14 protein-coding genes are annotated in these 17,339 nt (G+C 60.4%); 4 read left to right on the plus strand and 10 right to left on the minus strand.

The features are described 5' to 3' along the window. Positions 1–10 precede the first annotated feature (10 nt). Positions 11–1,411, plus strand: coding sequence for an aminotransferase-like domain-containing protein (locus ACEN8R_RS19920; RefSeq protein ID WP_495624276.1), 1,401 nt, complete (start codon positions 11–13; stop codon positions 1,409–1,411). A 6-nt stretch (positions 1,412–1,417) separates the two neighbouring features. On the opposite strand, the gene panB is transcribed toward ACEN8R_RS19920, so the two are convergent. From panB to ACEN8R_RS19965, 9 genes are all read right to left on the minus strand, one after another. Beyond that, positions 1,418–2,233, minus strand: coding sequence for a 3-methyl-2-oxobutanoate hydroxymethyltransferase (gene panB, locus ACEN8R_RS19925; protein WP_018929558.1), 816 nt, complete (start codon positions 2,231–2,233; stop codon positions 1,418–1,420). A 49-nt stretch (positions 2,234–2,282) separates the two neighbouring features. Continuing rightward, a complete protein-coding gene (locus ACEN8R_RS19930) occupies positions 2,283–3,536 on the minus strand; it encodes an ATP-grasp domain-containing protein (protein ID WP_495624277.1) in 1,254 nt (417 codons plus the stop codon). Next, on the minus strand, positions 3,517–4,773 hold the full coding sequence (locus ACEN8R_RS19935) for a methylaspartate mutase (protein ID WP_495624278.1): 1,257 nt from the start codon (positions 4,771–4,773) through the stop codon (positions 3,517–3,519). Before ACEN8R_RS19935 ends, ACEN8R_RS19930 begins: the two co-directional genes overlap by 20 nt. Positions 4,774–4,776: 3 nt before the next feature. After that, entirely contained in the window at positions 4,777–6,273 is a 1,497-nt protein-coding gene (locus ACEN8R_RS19940; protein WP_138866790.1) for a hypothetical protein, read from the minus strand. Further along, positions 6,270–7,508 (minus strand): ATP-grasp domain-containing protein, encoded by a 1,239-nt coding sequence (locus ACEN8R_RS19945; RefSeq protein ID WP_018929554.1) that lies wholly within the window; start codon positions 7,506–7,508, stop codon positions 6,270–6,272. The genes ACEN8R_RS19940 and ACEN8R_RS19945 overlap by 4 nt, the downstream gene beginning before the upstream one ends. Positions 7,509–7,541: 33 nt before the next feature. After that, positions 7,542–7,997, minus strand: coding sequence for a cobalamin B12-binding domain-containing protein (locus ACEN8R_RS19950; RefSeq protein WP_495624279.1), 456 nt, complete (start codon positions 7,995–7,997; stop codon positions 7,542–7,544). Then, entirely contained in the window at positions 7,994–9,217 is a 1,224-nt protein-coding gene (locus ACEN8R_RS19955; RefSeq protein WP_495624280.1) for an MFS transporter, read from the minus strand. Before ACEN8R_RS19955 ends, ACEN8R_RS19950 begins: the two co-directional genes overlap by 4 nt. Beyond that, positions 9,210–10,280 (minus strand): LLM class flavin-dependent oxidoreductase, encoded by a 1,071-nt coding sequence (locus ACEN8R_RS19960; protein ID WP_018929551.1) that lies wholly within the window; start codon positions 10,278–10,280, stop codon positions 9,210–9,212. The genes ACEN8R_RS19955 and ACEN8R_RS19960 overlap by 8 nt, the downstream gene beginning before the upstream one ends. 64 nt (positions 10,281–10,344) lie before the next feature. After that, positions 10,345–11,274 carry an asparagine synthetase A gene (locus ACEN8R_RS19965; protein ID WP_018929550.1) on the minus strand — a complete coding sequence of 310 codons (930 nt, stop codon included), beginning with the start codon at positions 11,272–11,274 and terminating at the stop codon, positions 10,345–10,347. A gap of 246 nt (positions 11,275–11,520) precedes the next feature. Here ACEN8R_RS19965 and ACEN8R_RS19970 point away from each other — a divergent pair, with 246 nt between their 5' ends. From ACEN8R_RS19970 to ACEN8R_RS19980, 3 genes are all read left to right on the plus strand, one after another. After that, positions 11,521–12,834 carry an MFS transporter gene (locus ACEN8R_RS19970; protein ID WP_018929549.1) on the plus strand — a complete coding sequence of 438 codons (1,314 nt, stop codon included), beginning with the start codon at positions 11,521–11,523 and terminating at the stop codon, positions 12,832–12,834. A 64-nt stretch (positions 12,835–12,898) separates the two neighbouring features. Continuing rightward, positions 12,899–14,341 (plus strand): amidase, encoded by a 1,443-nt coding sequence (locus ACEN8R_RS19975; protein ID WP_018929548.1) that lies wholly within the window; start codon positions 12,899–12,901, stop codon positions 14,339–14,341. A 148-nt stretch (positions 14,342–14,489) separates the two neighbouring features. Next, positions 14,490–15,827, plus strand: a complete 1,338-nt coding sequence (locus tag ACEN8R_RS19980) for an OprD family outer membrane porin (RefSeq protein WP_432416847.1) — start codon at positions 14,490–14,492, stop codon at positions 15,825–15,827. Between the two features lie 98 nt (positions 15,828–15,925). Here the strand turns inward: ACEN8R_RS19980 and ACEN8R_RS19985 are convergent, their stop codons facing one another. Beyond that, entirely contained in the window at positions 15,926–17,143 is a 1,218-nt protein-coding gene (locus ACEN8R_RS19985) for an MFS transporter (RefSeq protein WP_018929546.1), read from the minus strand. Positions 17,144–17,339 lie beyond the last annotated feature (196 nt).

The following is a 17,339-nucleotide window of genomic DNA, read 5'->3' on the forward strand; positions in this document are numbered from 1 at the left end:
ATTTCAACAAGTGAGCCTGGTTACAACCAAAGACGCCTCTTTCGCCTATCAGGCGGTGTACCGCTATCTGGTCGAGCTGATCGAAACCGCCAATTCGGAACGTGAACAGAAATTGCCGTCCTTGCGGCAACTGGCCCGGCGCCTGAATGTGTCGGTGTCGACGACCAAGTACGCCTATTCGCTTCTCGAAGACGAGGGACGGATCTATGCCAAACCCAAGTTCGGTTATTTCACCAAGGCGATGCCGGCCCCCTTATTGAACGAGGGCTCGCCCAATCTGCTGGACAGCGTATTCTCCAACGCGCGCCAGCCGGGGATGCTGGCCCTTAGCAGCGACGCGCCGGCGATGTTGTTGTCGCTGGAAAACCCGTTGTTGATGATGGAGCGCGAACTGGCCCGGCAATACCCGCGCTCCCATGCGCCACTCTATCAGCCGTTCGGCGAGCCCGAGTTACGCGGCGCCCTGGCCGACCGCTACACCCGTTCCACTCACAGCTACTGGCAGGCCGAGCACGTGTTTATCGGCTCGGACCTGCGCAGTGTGCTGGAATTGTCCCTCAGCGCCTTGAATCTGGGGGGCACTGTGGCGCTGGTGGAGTCGCCTTGCTCATGGGCGATCCTGCGTCAGTTGCAGGCAGCAAAGATTCGCGTGATCGAAGTCCCGCTCGGCGAGGATGGACGCTTCGATCTGTCCACGCTCAGTGAGTTGCTCAGGCGTGAGCCGATTCGGCTGGCGGTGCTGTCGTCGACCGTGAATATTCCCCAAGGCAAGCTGATGCCGGCGCAGGATAAACAGCAAATCTGTCGCTGGCTGGCGGAGCGGGATGTCTGGCTGTTCGAAAACGACAGCTATGGCGAGTTCTATTTCTCTCCCAAACCCGCGCGCTATCGCGATTTTGCCGATCCGGAAAAGCTGCTGGTGTTCTCAACCTTCGACAAGATCATCGGCTCGGAAGCGCCCTATGGTTATGTACTGTGTCGCCGACACGGGCCTCAGTTGCATCGGCAATTTCTGGAACGGGCATTTCGTCTGTCGCCGATCCGTCAGAAAGCGATCGCCAAACTCTTCAGCTCCAAACGCATCGACCAGCATCTAATGGTGCTGCGGGCCATGCTGCTGGACCGGATGAAACGGATGGAGGCCTTGCTGGAGGCGCACGGCGATGGCCAGTTACGGGTTGTCGCCCCGCAAGGCGGAGCGACCTTCTGGCTCGAGGCCAGACACTCGGTGGACATGCGGCGGGTGTTCGAGCGCTTGCTGGCCCAGCGCATCGTTATCGCCCCCGGGGAAATATTCAGCCAGCAGGGGGCCTGGCGGCATCACGTGCGCCTGAGCTACACCCTCGACTGGAGCAAGGATATTCCCCTGGCCCTGAAGAAACTGGCCCAGGCTATCAGCGAAGAACCATAGCTATGCCTAGAGCCCATAGCAATGCCGCGATTCAGGGAAGCGGCCATCGCGCACCTCTTCGGCAAAACGCTCACAAGCGCCGCGAATCACCGCGCCGACATCAGCGTACTGCTTGACGAAGCGCGGCACCTGTTCACCGCCCAGACCCAGCACGTCCTCGGTCACCAGCACCTGGCCGTCACAGGCCGGTGAGGCGCCAATGCCGATGGTGGGCATTTTCGAATCCAGGGTAATTTGCCGGGCCACGCCTTCGGCCACCCCCTCGAGCAGCAGACTGAAGGCACCGGCTTCGAGGTTGGCCCGAGCGTCCTCGGCAATCATCGCACCGGCTTCGGCGGTCAGGCCCTGGGCCTTGAACCCTCCCATGACATTGACGAACTGCGGCATCAGCCCGACGTGGGCCATGACCGGAATACCGCGTGCCACCAGAAACTCGACGGTACCCGCCAAGGCCTTGTTGGCTTCCAGCTTGACGGCATCGCAACCGGTGCGCGCCAGGACCTGCGCGCAATTGCGAAAGGCCTGTTCGTTAGATTCCTGATAGCTGCCGAAAGGCATGTCGGCGATGACGCAAGACAGGCGCGTGCTGTCGACCACGGCCCGGGTGTGTCCGATGATTTCTTCGAGCTGCATACTCAGCGTCGAGGCCCGACCATAGCCGACCATAGCAGTAGAGTCACCGACCAGAATGAAATCGACGATTGGGTCTATCAACCTGGCAATAGAGCTGGAGTACGCCGTAAGGGATACGATTTTCTGTTGGCCCTTCATCGCGACCAGTTGCGGAACCGTCAATCGTTTAGTACGGGTATGAGCGCTCATAAGTGTCTTCCTGTGATGATTGAAAACCCCGGGGATGGGGCGTCTGTCACTACAACCAGTCTTTCTCCCATTCACGCCAGGTTTCATGGTCCTGGCGGATTCTGTCGGCGCTCGGGTGCACCAGGAATACGGCACCCGGCGAGCTGTTGAGGTCGATGGTCGGCGTTTTTGGGCGACCTTCGGTAAAACGAAAGCGCGCGTTGTAAAAGCTCGGCAGAGCCTCCAGGCGCTTGCGTACATCGAGTTGGGCGAAGACGCCGCTATGGCGGGCGATCAGGTTTAGTCCGCGGGCGTGCTGCTGCAAGCGATAGCGCTTGGGAAACGATGCCAGTCGGGCCGGCTCCAGATAGCTGGTGCAGGTCAGCGCGACCTGGTCGTTGCCAGTCGCCGCTTGCAGCGCCGGTGGGTTGGCCAGCCCGGAAAGACGGGCACCGGTTTCCAGCAGGCGCGGGCCGCGAGTCGTGAGGATCACTTCGGTATGGGCCGGACCGTGGGTGATGGCCAAGGCATCGAGCACGCCTTCGACGTAATCGATCAGCCCATCAAGCTCCGGCGCATCGGCGGGCAGCAGGTCTTCACGGTCATAGATCTTGCGACCGTCGGCGCTCAACGTCTTGGTGCATTTCCAGACATCAGTGATCCAGTGCTCGCCCTGATGACTGACACTGTTGATAACGTACTCGTCGCCTTCCAGGTATTCCTGCAACAACAGCGCCTGGTTGCTGCGCATCATCAGGTTAGTAGCGCCGAGAATGCAGTCGATGGCCGCATGCAGTTGAGCGGCATCGTGACAGATGAACACATTATCGGAGCCCGCACTGTCCAGTGGCTTGACCACCACCGTCGATTCGCCACGAGCCTGGAACCAGGCCAGAGCCTCTGCGCTGGAGGCGGTACGCAGTTGCGCAGCCACCGGCAATCCGGCAGCAGCGACCTGTTCGGCCATCAGTGATTTGTCACGACGGGCGGCAGAGTATTCGGGATCATTACCGGGCAGGCCGAGACGGGCGGCCAGCAAATCCGCCAATTCGACACCGAATTCGCTGCCGGTCAACACCGCCGCTGGCGCTTGGGCCGCGAGCTTTTCCAGCAACGGTTCAAGGCCTTCCTCATGCACGCCGTAGTGCACGCGGAACAGTGTCTGCGGGCAACTCGCGGCAAAGGCCGGTGGCATGTCGTTGCGTGAACGCACATGCAGCAGTGGGCGATGCTCCGCCAAAGCCTGGGCCAGCAGAGCGCCGGTGGAATAGGCGTCGACCAGAATCAGCGGCGCCAAAGTGGAGTCAGTGCAAGGGTTGGTCATAACGGTTCACCGTGTAATGCAACATCTGGAACAATTCGGACGAGGTAATACCCGGTCCGATCGAAGAAAGACCGCAGCTCTGGGGCAGCGGCAGGCCACCGACATTGCCCCAACGCAAGGCACCGTGGTCGTCAATGCGGGTCGTGGCGCGGCCAGGGTTGTCGGGGTGCAGGCAGTAGGGAATGTCGAGCCGCCCACGGGCGAAAGCCTGGAGTAACGCGACGCCAATATCGGTGTGCAGGTCCAGCGTGCTTTCCACCAGTTGCCGTGCCTCGAACAACACTTCCTGGCGATAGCCTTCACTGACCGGGTCGATCTCCAGTGCGTCGCCCGCGGCGGCTTCGGCCGCCATTGCCAGGGCTTCGAGGTTGTCCGCGACCGATGGAATCTGCCGGGATTCGGCAACGGTCTTGACGATCAATCGCTCGCAGCCGGCAGCCTGGGTCAGGCGCGCACTGTCATAGATCAGGCGGCGAGCACCATGACCGGTGGAGGGAAAGACCCCCATGTAGGAATACACCACGACATGCCAATGGACGCCGTCCAGATAGTCGGCAGCCAGTTCGCGCAGGGCCTGCAAAGCTCCGAAATCCTGGGCCATGGACGTGCCTTGGGCGTAGCTTAACGAGACGCTGCGAATGCCCTGCTGGCGAAAGAACAAAGCCTCGAGCAAGGTCATCGCGATCAGCATTGACGGCGGGCACAGCTGACCCAGCAAACAACCGCCGAAGCTCTCGATATGACCATGGGCAGTGGCATCGGTCAGCAACTGACAACTTTGCGCCCAAGCCTCGACTGCCCGCGCCAGTGGCAAACGGCTGTAAGGCATGCAGTAGGACACCGGGCCGCCTTCGGTGGCGTCGAGTCCGAGGGCCGCCAACCGCTTGAAAACATGCTGCGGTTGGGCGGTGCCATGGCGGACCTGGATCGGGAACGACGGGCCGTAGAGCCCATCGAGCATGCCACGCACCGCTTCCAGCGGATGGCTGATGATCGGGAAACCGTTCAGTGGGCTGTCGCTGTTCAGGCACTGCAGCGCGCTCTGGTAATCACCGACCCGGGTGTAGCTGTCCAGGGTGATGGTTCCGATGGTGGCGCAGGGCAACCCGGCCACTGCGGCCAACCCGGCGCGCATCGGCGCCAGTCCGCCGAAGCCCATGCGTGGTTGCACCACCAGTTCGCGCCGTTCCCGGGCCTGCTCGATGAAGCGCTGGAAATGACCTCCTGTCATGTCCATCACTTAGCGCCCCGACACCAGTTCAACCACGTTTTCACCCGTGGCCGGGTCGAAACGGGTTATCCGGCCCTTATGCGGATCACCGGCGCGAACCCGGGCAATCAGGCTGCTGTCGCTATCGAAATCGATCTGTTGATGGGCGTACAGACTACGTAGCGCCGGCAACGGCAAGCCGCTGACCTGGTTCAGCCACAGGCTCAGAGCGCTGTCCTGGCGACTACCGGCCAGGACGCCGTGAAGGTCCTCCAGATCTGCCAGGCGCTCAGGGTGACAGGTCGTGATGAAGCTCGACAGCTCGCGGCCACGCTCGACGAAGGGCGCGAACTGCAGACAAGTCAGTTGTATCTCGTCGAGCCCGAACGCCTCGCTGGCGAAACGGTTCGCCAGCGCCCGACGAGCGTCCTTGCCTTCGGCCCCGGCGTAGGCCGACAGTGCCAGGTCGATCAGGCGCTGGGGCATTTCCTTTTTGCGCATCAAGCCCTGGGCCAGCTCCAGGTATTCGCTGATACCGTCATGGTAGTGACGACCCTGTACGTACTGCGCCTTGAGCCCGCGAAAGTGCGCCATCAGCATGGGGTTCGCGCAGTCTGATTCGGTGAAACTGAACGCCAGTTCTTCGAAGCGGAAATCGAGAAACTCGGTAATCAACTCCCAGTGGTCTTCCACCCGGTAGCTCACCAGGTCGTAGATGCTGATGAAGTCCGGGTCGGCGCTTTCGCTGCCGCTGGCCACCCTACGTTCAGCCCGCTGTTCGTCGAAGCCCTCACCGAACAGTTCGACGAAATACACCTGGGCCACACCATCAAGGGCCTGGAGCAGGCCGCGAAATCCCTGGCGCCGACACTCGTCGACGTTCAGCCCCAAACGTTGGGCCAGGCGCATGATCCAAGTGAAGTAATGCTTCTGTTCCTTGCGCGAATCACCCGTGACCACCGCGTCGACACCGCCTTGCCACCAGGCCGCACGCCCGTAGAAGTCGGCGACCGCCAGGTTGCAACTGTTACAGAACGTCGGGCGGCCGTCGCCAGCGGTACGATGGCCGTTCATCAGCACATCGAAGCGGTTCATCGCGCGCACCTGCCCAGGGAATGGCAAGTGACGTTCGAACGGGCGAATCTGCTGGTGATCGACCACCAGCATCTCGACCCGAGGATCGTCATACAGGTGCAGGGCCCGATAGACCCGGTCGATGTTCGCCATGACCGCATCCGGGACCCCGGCGTGACGCATATTGGCAATGCGCAAGAAGAAGGTGCGGCCATGCAGTACGTTCAGGTGCAGTTGCACGGCGCGGATCAGCGATACGGTGTAGGAACTGTCCTTGCCGCCTCCATAGGCCACCATCAGCTTGTAGTCCGCGAGCCCGTCAACACCGCCAGCGGCATCGACCAACCGTTCCCCCAGGGTGGCGACGGCACGTCGGTCCACCGCACTGAGGTAGCGATTCAACTCGCCGAGCAAGGGGGCGTCGGCCATTTCAGAGGTAATGGCAATGTTCATATCGGTTCGGCCTGGAAGTGAAAGTTCTTGATCGCGTGCTGGATGTCGCTCTCGATATCCATTTCGCTCGCGTCGGTGAAAATGAAGCGACCGCTGTGCAGGGCGTCGTAGCTGCCGCCGGCTTCAAGGATCTGTCCGGGCCGGGGCAGCAGTTCTCGCCAGAGCGAGTTCAGGTGCGGGCGCAGCGTTTGCGCCTCGATTACCCGGCATGGCAGTTGTGCCGGTTTGGGGACGACCAGCCAGCCACCGCTGGGATCCGCCTGGATCGTCGGCAAGGGCACGCGCTCACCGGCCAGGCCTTTGAGCCAATGCTCATAGAGGTTCACACCGAAGACTTTGTTGATCAGATGTGGCACTTCGGCGCCGCCCACCCGGGCTCCCACTTCAAGGAACACTAGCGAGCCATCCGCCTCGACGAATATCTCCAGGTGAAAGGCGCTGTTGCGCAGGTCCAATGCCCGCAGGCAGGACTCGCTGAAGACTTCGATCCGGGTGCGCAACTCCGAAGACTGGAGGATCACTGAACCCAGCGGTTTGGCGTTGGCGAAATCCAGGCAGCTGTTGATATAGCGCGACACCACCTGGAAAGGCACCCCGGCGCTGTCATCGGTGAAACCGTCGATGTGATAAGTCTGGCCCTGGATGAAGGCCTCGACTTCATAGCGCCCCAGGTCCACTTCGCTGAGTATCACGCGCAGGGCCTGAGCGTCCTCGACCTTGGCGACGCCGATGCTGGCGGCGCCATCCACCGGTTTGACGATCACTGGATAGCCGACAGCATCGGCGAACTCCAGCGCCTGTTTCACGTCATTGCAGCGAATGAACGGTGGCACCGCCAGGCCGTGTTCCTGGAGGACTTCTTTCATTCGTGCCTTGTCGCGGTAAACCGCCACCTGCTCCAGGCCGTGACCAGGAATGTTCAGGGTCTGTCGTACCCACGCCGCGATCTCCAGAGTGAACTCCGACAGCGCGATCAATTGGTCCACGGGACCGACGCGATCGATGATTTCCTGAACGCCTGCCAACAACTGAGGGTACTGATTGACGTCATCGACCTGTACCAGATGGGCGATGTGCTCCCGGGGGGCCAGTACGCCCTCGGCGCCAAGGCCGTCGACCACATAGCTGATCCGATGTCGCTGATGATCGAAGAACTCTTCGTAGCGGGTCAGTTCATTGTCCCAGCGACTTGGGTCCTGGAAACGCGGCCAGCGATTGACGATAACGATATGCATCGATTCGATCCTGTGAAAAAAAGAGGGCTGGACTCAGGTCCAGCACGGTGCCGTGCCGGTACCCAGGACGAGCGCAGGTTTCGAGCGCTCAAGGGTGTTCAGGTAGTTTTCGAAGTTCTCGATGGCGTCGGGGCCGATGAACACCTCGTTGAAACCGGCGGCCAGCAGCTCCTGGCGAACCGCCCGCGTGTGGTCTTCCGAGGTGGTCAACTTGCCACCGATGACACAATTCAGATCCGGGTGCTGTTGACGCACCTGACGAATCAGCTCCAGCCCCTGGAAATGTCCATGGCCGTTGACGCTGCTGACCACCAACAATTGCGTGCGCCGCAGCTCAAGGGTGGCGAGAACCACCTCCACCGGGGTGCAACTGCCGAGGTTCTTGACGTTGAAACCGTGCTCCGCCAACCACAGCTGCAGATAAACCAGATTCCACATGTGCGAATCCGATTCGACGGTTGCAATCAGGCAGTCTTGCGATCCTTTCATTGCGTTGCCTCCATGGCTGAGGGGGGAAAGTCCAGGGCGGTGCGAAAGCGCCGGGTAGTCAGGTTGAACAGCAAGGCGCCGGGGATGGCGAGCAGCAGCGCGAGGGCCAGGATCAATGTCTGGACTCCGTACTCATGGCCGATACTGGCGGTCAGCAGGCCGCCCAATGGGTAGGACAGCAGGTTGACCAGGTAGAACGGGCCCATCACCTTGCCCAAGTGGTCGGCGGCAATCGCCTTGATACGCTGAGTCCGATTGAACACGTTGAACAAGGCACAGCCGGCCATCGCCAGGAGAAAACTGATGGCATAGAGCGCTACACCGCTGGCCGCGCCCATACAGATCAGGCCCAGGCAGAGCAAGGCAAAACCCCATGTACCGAGGCGGTAGATCGACATCCGCGCCAACAGCCGCGGCACCAGAATGAAATTGAGCAAGCCCAGTGCACCGGCCCCGGCGTTCATCAGGCCGAACACCCCGTCGGCGGCACCGAACACGCCACTGATGACAAAGGCATTGGCACTCAGAACGCAGGCAAAGGCCAGGTTGATGGTGAAATTGAGCAGCGCCAGGGATAAGACCGGCGGATTGTTCAATAACAGACTCCAGCCCAGGACCAGGTCCTTGCGGATGCTCTTCGGCGGGCTGGCCGACTGGGTATTGGGCAGGCCTTTCCAACACACACCCGCCGCGGCGAATGCCAGCGCCGCCAGCCCCAGAAGCAGGCGCTTGTCGGCGTACATCGCCAGCAGTGCCGCCAGCGCCGGGCCCAGCGCCATGGCCAGCAGCTCCATGTTCTGCACCAGGGACTGGCAGTGGGCCAGGCGTTCGGGGCCAGCGATCAGCGGTACGCTCTTTTCCACCGCCATACGCACCGGCGCCATCAGCAGCGAGAGCACGATGCCGTTGCCGATCAAGGCCCAGACCGTAAGCATTGGCGCATACCAGCAGACCCCGGCAGTCAACCCCAGGCTCACCGCTCGCGCGATATTGGTGTGGCGAAACAGCAGACGCCCACCGAAGCGGTCCGCCAGCAGTCCGGCAAACGGATAGGCCAGCAGTGCCGGTAGCCACTCCAGAGCGAACGCCACTCCGGAGTAACGGACATTGCCGGTGAGCTGGAAGATCATCAACGGTACTGCGAACAGCACCGTTTGTTCCGCCAACAGCGCGAACAGCAGGCCGGCACCGAAACGCCGCAACCGGGCTGTGTCATGCATGCTGGCTTTCCAGTTCGGCCTCGAGCTTGCGCAGGCGTGGCAACACATGGCGACAGAAACCGCGCATTTCGTCACGAGTCGGCCAGCCGGAAAAGATGAACTCGCTGACCCCTACTTTCTTGTATTCCAGCAGATATTCGGCCACTTCCTGATAGCTGCCGACCACGCACAGCGCCGGGCCGCCACGGTAGGCCACGGCACCGGACCAGAGCATTGGCGACAGCCAGTCATGTTCAGCCTTGTCGGCCAGACGGAACGAAGTCTTGACGGCTTCGGAGTCGCAACGCCCGACGAACTGACGAACCCATTCGCGATGCTGCTCATCCGGGTTTTCCATCATGCTTTCAACGGCCGACAGGGCTTGCGCACGGGTTTCCCGAGCCAGCACATGCATGCGAATCCCCACCGAACAACCCGCCTCGAGCACTGCCCGGCTGGCCTCGGCGATACCCTGCGGCGTGTCGCCGTAGCGTAACCAGCAATCGCTGTGTTTCACGGCGATCTGCTGGGCGATTTCCGAAGCGCCACTCAAATAGATGTGTGGACGTTCGTTGTCCTTGAAAGGCAGTCCCAATTGCGCTTGCTCGATACGGTAATGAGCGCCGTGATGGGTCAGGGGCGTTTCGCCTTTCCAGAAACGATGCAAAATCTCGAGGAATTCGCTGGTGCGTTCATAACGTCCATCGTGGGCCACGAAGTCGCCATAAAAGGCTTGTTCATCGGGGGAAATACCGGCGACCAGGTTCAATGCAATACGCTTGTCGGACATCCACGACACGGTATTGACGATCTGCGTGAACAACGTCGGCGGCAGCAGGCCGGGGCGATACGCCAGGATGAATTTGACTCGGCTGGTCTCTCGGACCAGGGCGCCGATCATTGGCAGCGGGTCAGGCATGTGGTAGCTGATACCCATCAGCAACGAGTCGATCCCCAACTCATCGGCTTCCTGAGCGAAGTCGACAATACCGGCAAAGTCCAGGGCACCAGTGTTGTATTTCTCGGAAGCCTTTTGTTGACCGCTGTCGAGCGGTGAGCACCAGTGGATACGCAACGCGGGCATGGTTTTTCTCCAGAGCAGCGCCTGCCGCCGCCTGAAAGCGGGGCAGCGCAAAAGTGACGGTGGGTCAGAACAGGAAGCTGGTACCGACGGTGCGGTCGAACAGCGCAACATCGCGGATGCGACGTTTGCCGCAGATAAACTTCAGCAGTCGCTCGATCCCCAGCCCGCCGCCGGCGCTCGGATGAAGCAGGCCGCGCTTGGCGACTTGGAGGTAATTGGCGAAGGGCGCAAGGTCCATCGACAACTCTTCCATGCGGTAGATGATCTGTTCGTACTCGAACTCTCGTTCGGCACCCGACAGGGCTTCGCCATAGCTGTCGGGATAGATCAGGTCGTAGTTGTTGTACTGGCCGCGCTTGCCGGGTGTTTCGCGATCATAGAATTCCCGGCGGTAGTTGGTGACGAAGAACGGCGTGTGGGCCTTGGCCGACATGATCTTCTCGAAGTCGTCGCCATACTCGGCGCGCAACTCGTCCGAGCTGTATATCGGAAAGTGCGTCTCGTAGTGCGGCAGCTGGCGATTGAGGTGGGCCAGCTGGGCCGAGCAGTGTTGCCTGACCTCGGCGAAGGTGTGCTTGATCAAGCCTTCGATCAGCGCCATGACCTGGTGCATGTTGCCGCCACGTATTTCGAAGTCGAACTGGGAGAATTCCAGCAAGTGGTTCTCCGAATCCTTGATCTCGGCTTTTTCCAGACGAATGTTCGGCGCCACGATAAAGATCTTGTCATGACCTCTGGCGGTCAATGCCAGCTGTTTATGGAAGATCATGCTGGCGGTCAGTTTCAGGCGCCGCGTTTCGTATTGGAGTTCAGCGGGGTAGACCGCATGGTTCAAGGGGTCAGTGATGGGCGACATGAGAATGGGCATCAGCTGCTTGAAGTCGCGCTCCAGCAAATATTGTTGCAATGCCTGCAACACGCGACCGCGGATAATCGCGATCGCTTCAACGTCCGGGTGATTAAAATCGTCGAAATTACGCTGAATTTCTTCCATGTTGCGCTCAATATCCAGGGTTAGGAAGTGCCCGATTATTGGTTAAACACGCAAAAACTCAATGTACAGATTTGCCCTAAAAAGCAACCCAGATGCATTGTCTGGTTGTCCCGCCCGGTAATTGGATGGACCATTACCGGCTATGTACCTGATGGCTTCATTCGAACGACACTGCCTGTTCAAGGGCGTGGTTTCGAATGCTGTTTCAGTCGCGAGTTTTCATGAGTTCCTGTTTAGAGTCCCTTTATGACGGCCCACATTGATCCACAACCCGGTCGCTTTTCCCGGTCTGACTACAAGACCCTGGGCCTGGCGGCGCTGGGTGGTGCGCTGGAAATCTACGACTTCATCATCTTTGTGTTCTTCGCCCTGACCCTCAGCCAGTTGTTCTTTCCGCCAGAGATGCCTGAGTGGCTGCGCTTGCTGCAAAGTTTCGGAATTTTCGTCACCGGCTATCTGGCCCGTCCGCTGGGCGGCATCCTGATGGCGCATTTCGCAGACCGGGTGGGGCGCAAGCGGGTGTTCAGCCTGAGCATCCTGATGATGGCTTTGCCCTGCCTGTTGATCGGAATCATGCCGACCTACGAACAGATCGGTTACTGGGCGCCCTTGACGCTGCTTCTGTTGCGGGTGCTGCAAGGCGCCGCTGTGGGCGGCGAAGTGCCTAGCGCCTGGGTGTTCGTGGCCGAGCATGCACCGGTCAGGCGTCGTGGCTATGCCCTGGGTGTGCTGCAGGCCGGATTAACATTTGGCTATCTGCTGGGGGCACTGACCGCAACCCTCCTGGCGCGGCTCTATAGCCCCGCCGAGATACTCGACTTCGCCTGGCGCCTCCCCTTCCTGCTGGGTGGTGTATTCGGGGTGATCGGGGTCTGGCTGCGGCGCTGGCTGAGTGAAACCCCGGTGTTCATGGCCTTGCAGGCGCGACGTGAGTTGGATGCGGAGTTTCCATTACGGACAGTATTGCGCGATCACCGCAAATCCATCCTGCCGGCGATGCTTTTGACCTGTGTGTTGACATCGGCGGTGGTGGTGCTGGTGGTGATCACCCCGACTGTCATGCAGAAAAGCTTCGGCATGAGCGCCAGCCATACGTTCGCGCTGAGCAGCCTGGGCATTGTGTTCCTGAATATCGGCTGTGTACTGGCTGGATTACTGGTGGACCGGATCGGCGCCTGGCGCGCGGTGCTGGTTTATAGCCTGCTGCTGCCGGTGGGGACCGCGGTGCTTTACGCCAGCCTGATCAGTGGCGGCTACTGGATCAGCGTGGCCTATGCGCTGGCCGGCCTGACCTGCGGCGTAGTGGGTGCGGTGCCCTCGGTAATGGTGGGGTTGTTTCCGACCCGGATCCGGGTGTCCGGTATCTCCTTTACCTACAATATTGCCTACGCACTCTGGGCCAGTACCACACCGCTTCTGCTGATCGGACTGATGCCGTGGAGCCCCTGGGTCTGCGTAGGCTATTGCGTGGTCATGGGGGCCGTCGGGGCACTCATGGCGTTGTTCTTCGTCTTTCGCTCCTCGTCGGTGGCTGACGTTTCGGTGGTTCCAGGCGCCTGAGCCTGACCTTTTCGCGCCGCCGGTCGCGGCGCTTGCCCCTGAATACCAAAGGACGGCAATTGGCATGAGCTGCGTCAACGATTTGCATGATCTATCGGCGGTGCAACTGTTGGTGTTGTTCGCCAGCAAGGAACTGTCACCGCTGGAATACTACGACCATTTGCTGGCCCACATCGAGCGCTGGGAACCCCATCTGAATGCCTTGTACGCCTTTGACCCGCAACGGGTCCGGGAACAGGCAGCTGCCGCCAGCGAGCGCTGGAGCCGGGGCCAACCCCGTGGTCTGCTCGATGGTTTACCCGTGACACTCAAGGAGTTGATAGCGACGCAAGGCGACTGCATTCCCCTGGGCTGCGCCGCGACCGAGCTGATCCCGGCCACAGCCGACGCACCACCGGCGGCGCGGATGCGTGAGGCCGGAGCGATAATCCTGGGCAAGACAACGGTTCCGGACTACGGGATGTTGTCGTCGGGGCTGTCGAGTTTCCACGGCGTGACACGCAATCCCTGGAACCTGGCGAACAATCCCGGAGGCTCCAGTGCCGGCGCGGCGGCGGCAGCAGCGGCCGGCTATGGGCCGCTGCATGTCGGCACCGACATCGGCGGGTCGGTCCGTTTGCCCGCAGCCTGGTGCGCCCTGGTGGGATTCAAGCCGACACTCGGGCGCATCCCCATCGACCCCTATTACACCGGCCGTTGTGCCGGCCCCATGACCCGCAGCATGGATGACTGTGCGCTGATGATGCGCTACCTGTCCCGCCCCGATGCGCGGGATGCTACCAGCCTGCTACCGGAACAAGGCGATTGGGCCCTGGGACAGTTGTCGGTCCAAGGGCTGAAAATCGGTCTGATGCTCGATCCCGGCTGTGGCATTCAACCAGACGAACAGGTGTGCTCGGCGGTTCGGGAAGCGGCTCGCCTATTCGAAAGCAGGGGCGCCCAGGTACGTCAGATCAAGCCACTGATGGACCGCGCCGTGCTCCAGGGCCTGGATCAATTCTGGCAGGCGCGACAGTGGAGTCAGTTGCAGGCCCTGAGCCCCGAGCGGTTCGATCAGGTCTTGCCCTACATTCGCGACTGGGCGGCAGCGGCCGAGAACCTGAGCGCCGTGCAGGCGGTTGAGGGGTTCAACCAGACGTTCGAAATCCGGCGCCGGGCAGCCGAGGTCTTTCATAATGTCGACCTGGTGTTGTCGCCGACCAACCAGGTCAGTGCCTTTGCGGCTGAATGGGCCTCGCCCACCAATGACCCGCGCCTGCCGTTCGAGCACATCGTCTTCACTGTGCCGTGGAACATGGGCGAGCAGCCAGCCCTGTCAATCAACTGCGGCTTTACCGACCAAGGCATGCCGATCGGCCTGCAGATGATCGCTCCGCGCTTCGCAGACCAGTGGTTGCTTCGGCTCGGCAAGACCTATGAAAACTGGCGCGGCACGATTCGCCACTGGCCCAGCCCGCCGTCTCGCCTGTGGGAGCGTGGCTTGCCCGCGAAGAACGATAACGCGTAATCGCTGAAACACCGCGGTGCATTCTTCGCGGGCAAGCCTCGCTCCCACAGGATTTTTGTCGCTCAAATTTCTTCACTGACAGCATTAGCGACGTGCGCCTGATTTGTTCCTCTAGAGACTTATCGAAATGGATTTTCGTGTACTTCTGATGGCCGGCATTGCCGTCGGCAGCCCTTTGATTGTAACGGCGGATGAAACGCCGACCACTCAAGCCCAGGCCCCGGGTTTTGTCGACGGCAGCCATTTGGGGCTGAACTTGCGCCATTACTATGCCAACCAACACACCCGACGTTCTACCTATCTGGGGATCAAGAAAGAAGATGGCCTGGAGCGGACCCGCATCCGTGAAACCTGGGTGCAAACCGCGATGCTCAACTACAGCTCCGGATATACCCAAGGGGCGGTCGGCTTCGGGCTGGACGCTTCATTGTTCAGCGCCATCAACCTGGAGCGCGGACATGGGCGTGTCGCCAATGGTGGCGATCGGGTGCTGGTGGACAGCGATGGCGATGCGCTACCGACCTGGAGTCGTTTGGGTGTCGGTGATCTGCGGCTGCGTTTTTCCAGCACAGAAATCAAGGCCGGTCGCTTGCTCACCGACAACCCGATTCTGCGTTACAAGGACAATCGCGCCCTGCCCTCGAGCTTTCAGGGCGTAGGCCTGTTCAGCAACGAACTCGATTGGCTGTCATTGCAGGCCGGCAGCTTCGAACGGGCGATTCCACGTACCGGTACCGGCAGCGAAAAACTCACCACCACCTTCGGTAACCGGGCGTATTCGGGGTCGCGTATTTCCTACCTCGGAGGAATGGCCAAAACCCCTTACGGTCTGGACGTCAGCCTCTACACCTCACGCTTCGAGGACATGTGGCAGCAGACCTATCTGGGATTGACCCAGTTGAGCGGGGATCGGCGCGAGATTGCGCTCAAGACTGCACTGAATTACTACCACACCGAGGATCAGGGCGAGCAGCGCCTGGGCTACATCGACAATGACGCCTTCAGCCTGGCGTTCACCGCATCGCACCGGGCCCACAGCCTGACTCTGGCCTGGCAGCAGGTGTTTGGCGACGAGTATTTCGATTACGTCTGGGAGTCCACGGGCAATTACATGGCCAACTCGTTGTACTCGGACTACAACGGCCCGAACGAGAAGTCCTGGCAACTGCGCTACGACCTGGATCTGGCGTCTTTAGGGATACCGGGCCTGACGACCAGTCTGTGGCACGCAAAAGGCTGGGACATCGACGGCACCCATTACAGCGGCGACCGTAACGGGCGCAATACCGGTTACAACGTGCGGGGTCTGGACAATGCCAAACACGATGAAAACGGTTTAATGGTGGCGTACGTGGTGCAATCCGGAGCACTGAAAAACGCGGTGTTTCGCACCATTGTCTACAACCATCGGGCCACGGGCGGGCAGATCGACGGTAGCTACGACGAGGTCCGCCTGGTGGCGAATCTGCCGATGTGGATTTTTTGAGGCGGGCTTTTTGGGCCGAACAGAATCATCGGCCCCACTTGCGAAACACTGTGGAAGCTTAGCGAGCTCGCCGGTCCCCACAGTGGAGGGATGTTGGTTCAGACTTTTTTGGTTCTTGGCAGAAAGATCGCCAACACCCCAAACAGCGGCAAGAACGAACACAGGAAGTACACATACTCGATGCCGCGAATATCCGCCAAATGCCCGAGTAGCGCCGCACCAATTCCGCCAAAGCCAAACATCAGGCCGAAGAACACTCCGGCAATCATCCCGACATTTCCCGGCACCAGTTCTTGCGCATACACCACGATGGCCGAGAACGCCGAGGCCAGAATGAAACCGATCACCACACTCAACACACTGGTCCAGAACAGGTCCACATGGGGCAGCAGTAGCGTGAACGGCGCCACACCGAGGATCGAGAACCAGATCACTGCCTTGCGCCCGATCCTGTCGCCGATCGGCCCGCCGAAGAAGGTCCCCGCCGCTACCGCACCGAGAAACAGGAACAGATGCAGCTGCGAACTGGCCACCGACAGGTCAAATTTCTCGATCAGGTAGAACGTGAAGTAACTGGTGAGACTGGCCATGTAGAAATACTTGGAGAACACCAGCAACCCCAGTACCACCAACGCACTGATCACCCGGCCTTTTGATAAACCGTGCGTCGCTGCCTGACCTTGTTTGAGTTTGAACAGGTTCAAGTGATTGGCGTACCAGCGGCTGATCCGGTACAGCACGAACAACGCAAACAGTGCGAACACGCCGAACCAGGCCACATTGCCCTGACCATAGGGAATGATGATCGCCGCCGCCAACAACGGCCCGAAGGCCGAGCCCGCATTACCGCCGACCTGAAACGTCGATTGCGCCAGGCCGAAGCGCCCGCCCGAGGCCAGTCGCGCGACGCGTGAAGCTTCCGGGTGAAAAGTCGACGAGCCGATGCCGATCAACCCTGCTGCCAGCAAAATCATCGGAAAGTTGCCGACTACCGACATCATCAAAATGCCGATCAATGTGCAGACAGTGCCGGCCGGCAACAGCCAGGGCTTGGGATGGCGATCCGTGTGGTAACCCACCCACGGCTGCAACAACGAGGCCGTCAATTGAAAGGTCAGGGTAATCAGGCCGACTTGGGTGAAGGTCAGGCCATAGTTGGCCTTGAGCATCGGATAGATCGAGGGCAGCACCGCCTGAATCAGATCGTTGATCAAGTGCGCCAGCGCCACCGCGCCGATGATGCGCATGACCAGCGGACTGCTTTGTGAAGGAGCGGGCGTCGATGTCGCGGCGGACTGAGCGTTGCTGATGGCCATGAGAGTTTCCGTACTGCGGATGGGTGCGCACAGGCAGGTCGGTCAATGTGCCATTTTTCGGTGCAGTCGCGCCATCCCCTTAGCTTGCTAACGACCTCAAAAAAGGTGATAGCGCAAAGCCATGGTCTGAATCTTGCCTTGCTTATCCGCTTCAACGCGGCCCCTTACAAAGGGGACCGAGAATGGGAAGTTTCGC

Source organism: Pseudomonas sp. Pseusp15, from assembly GCF_059492165.1.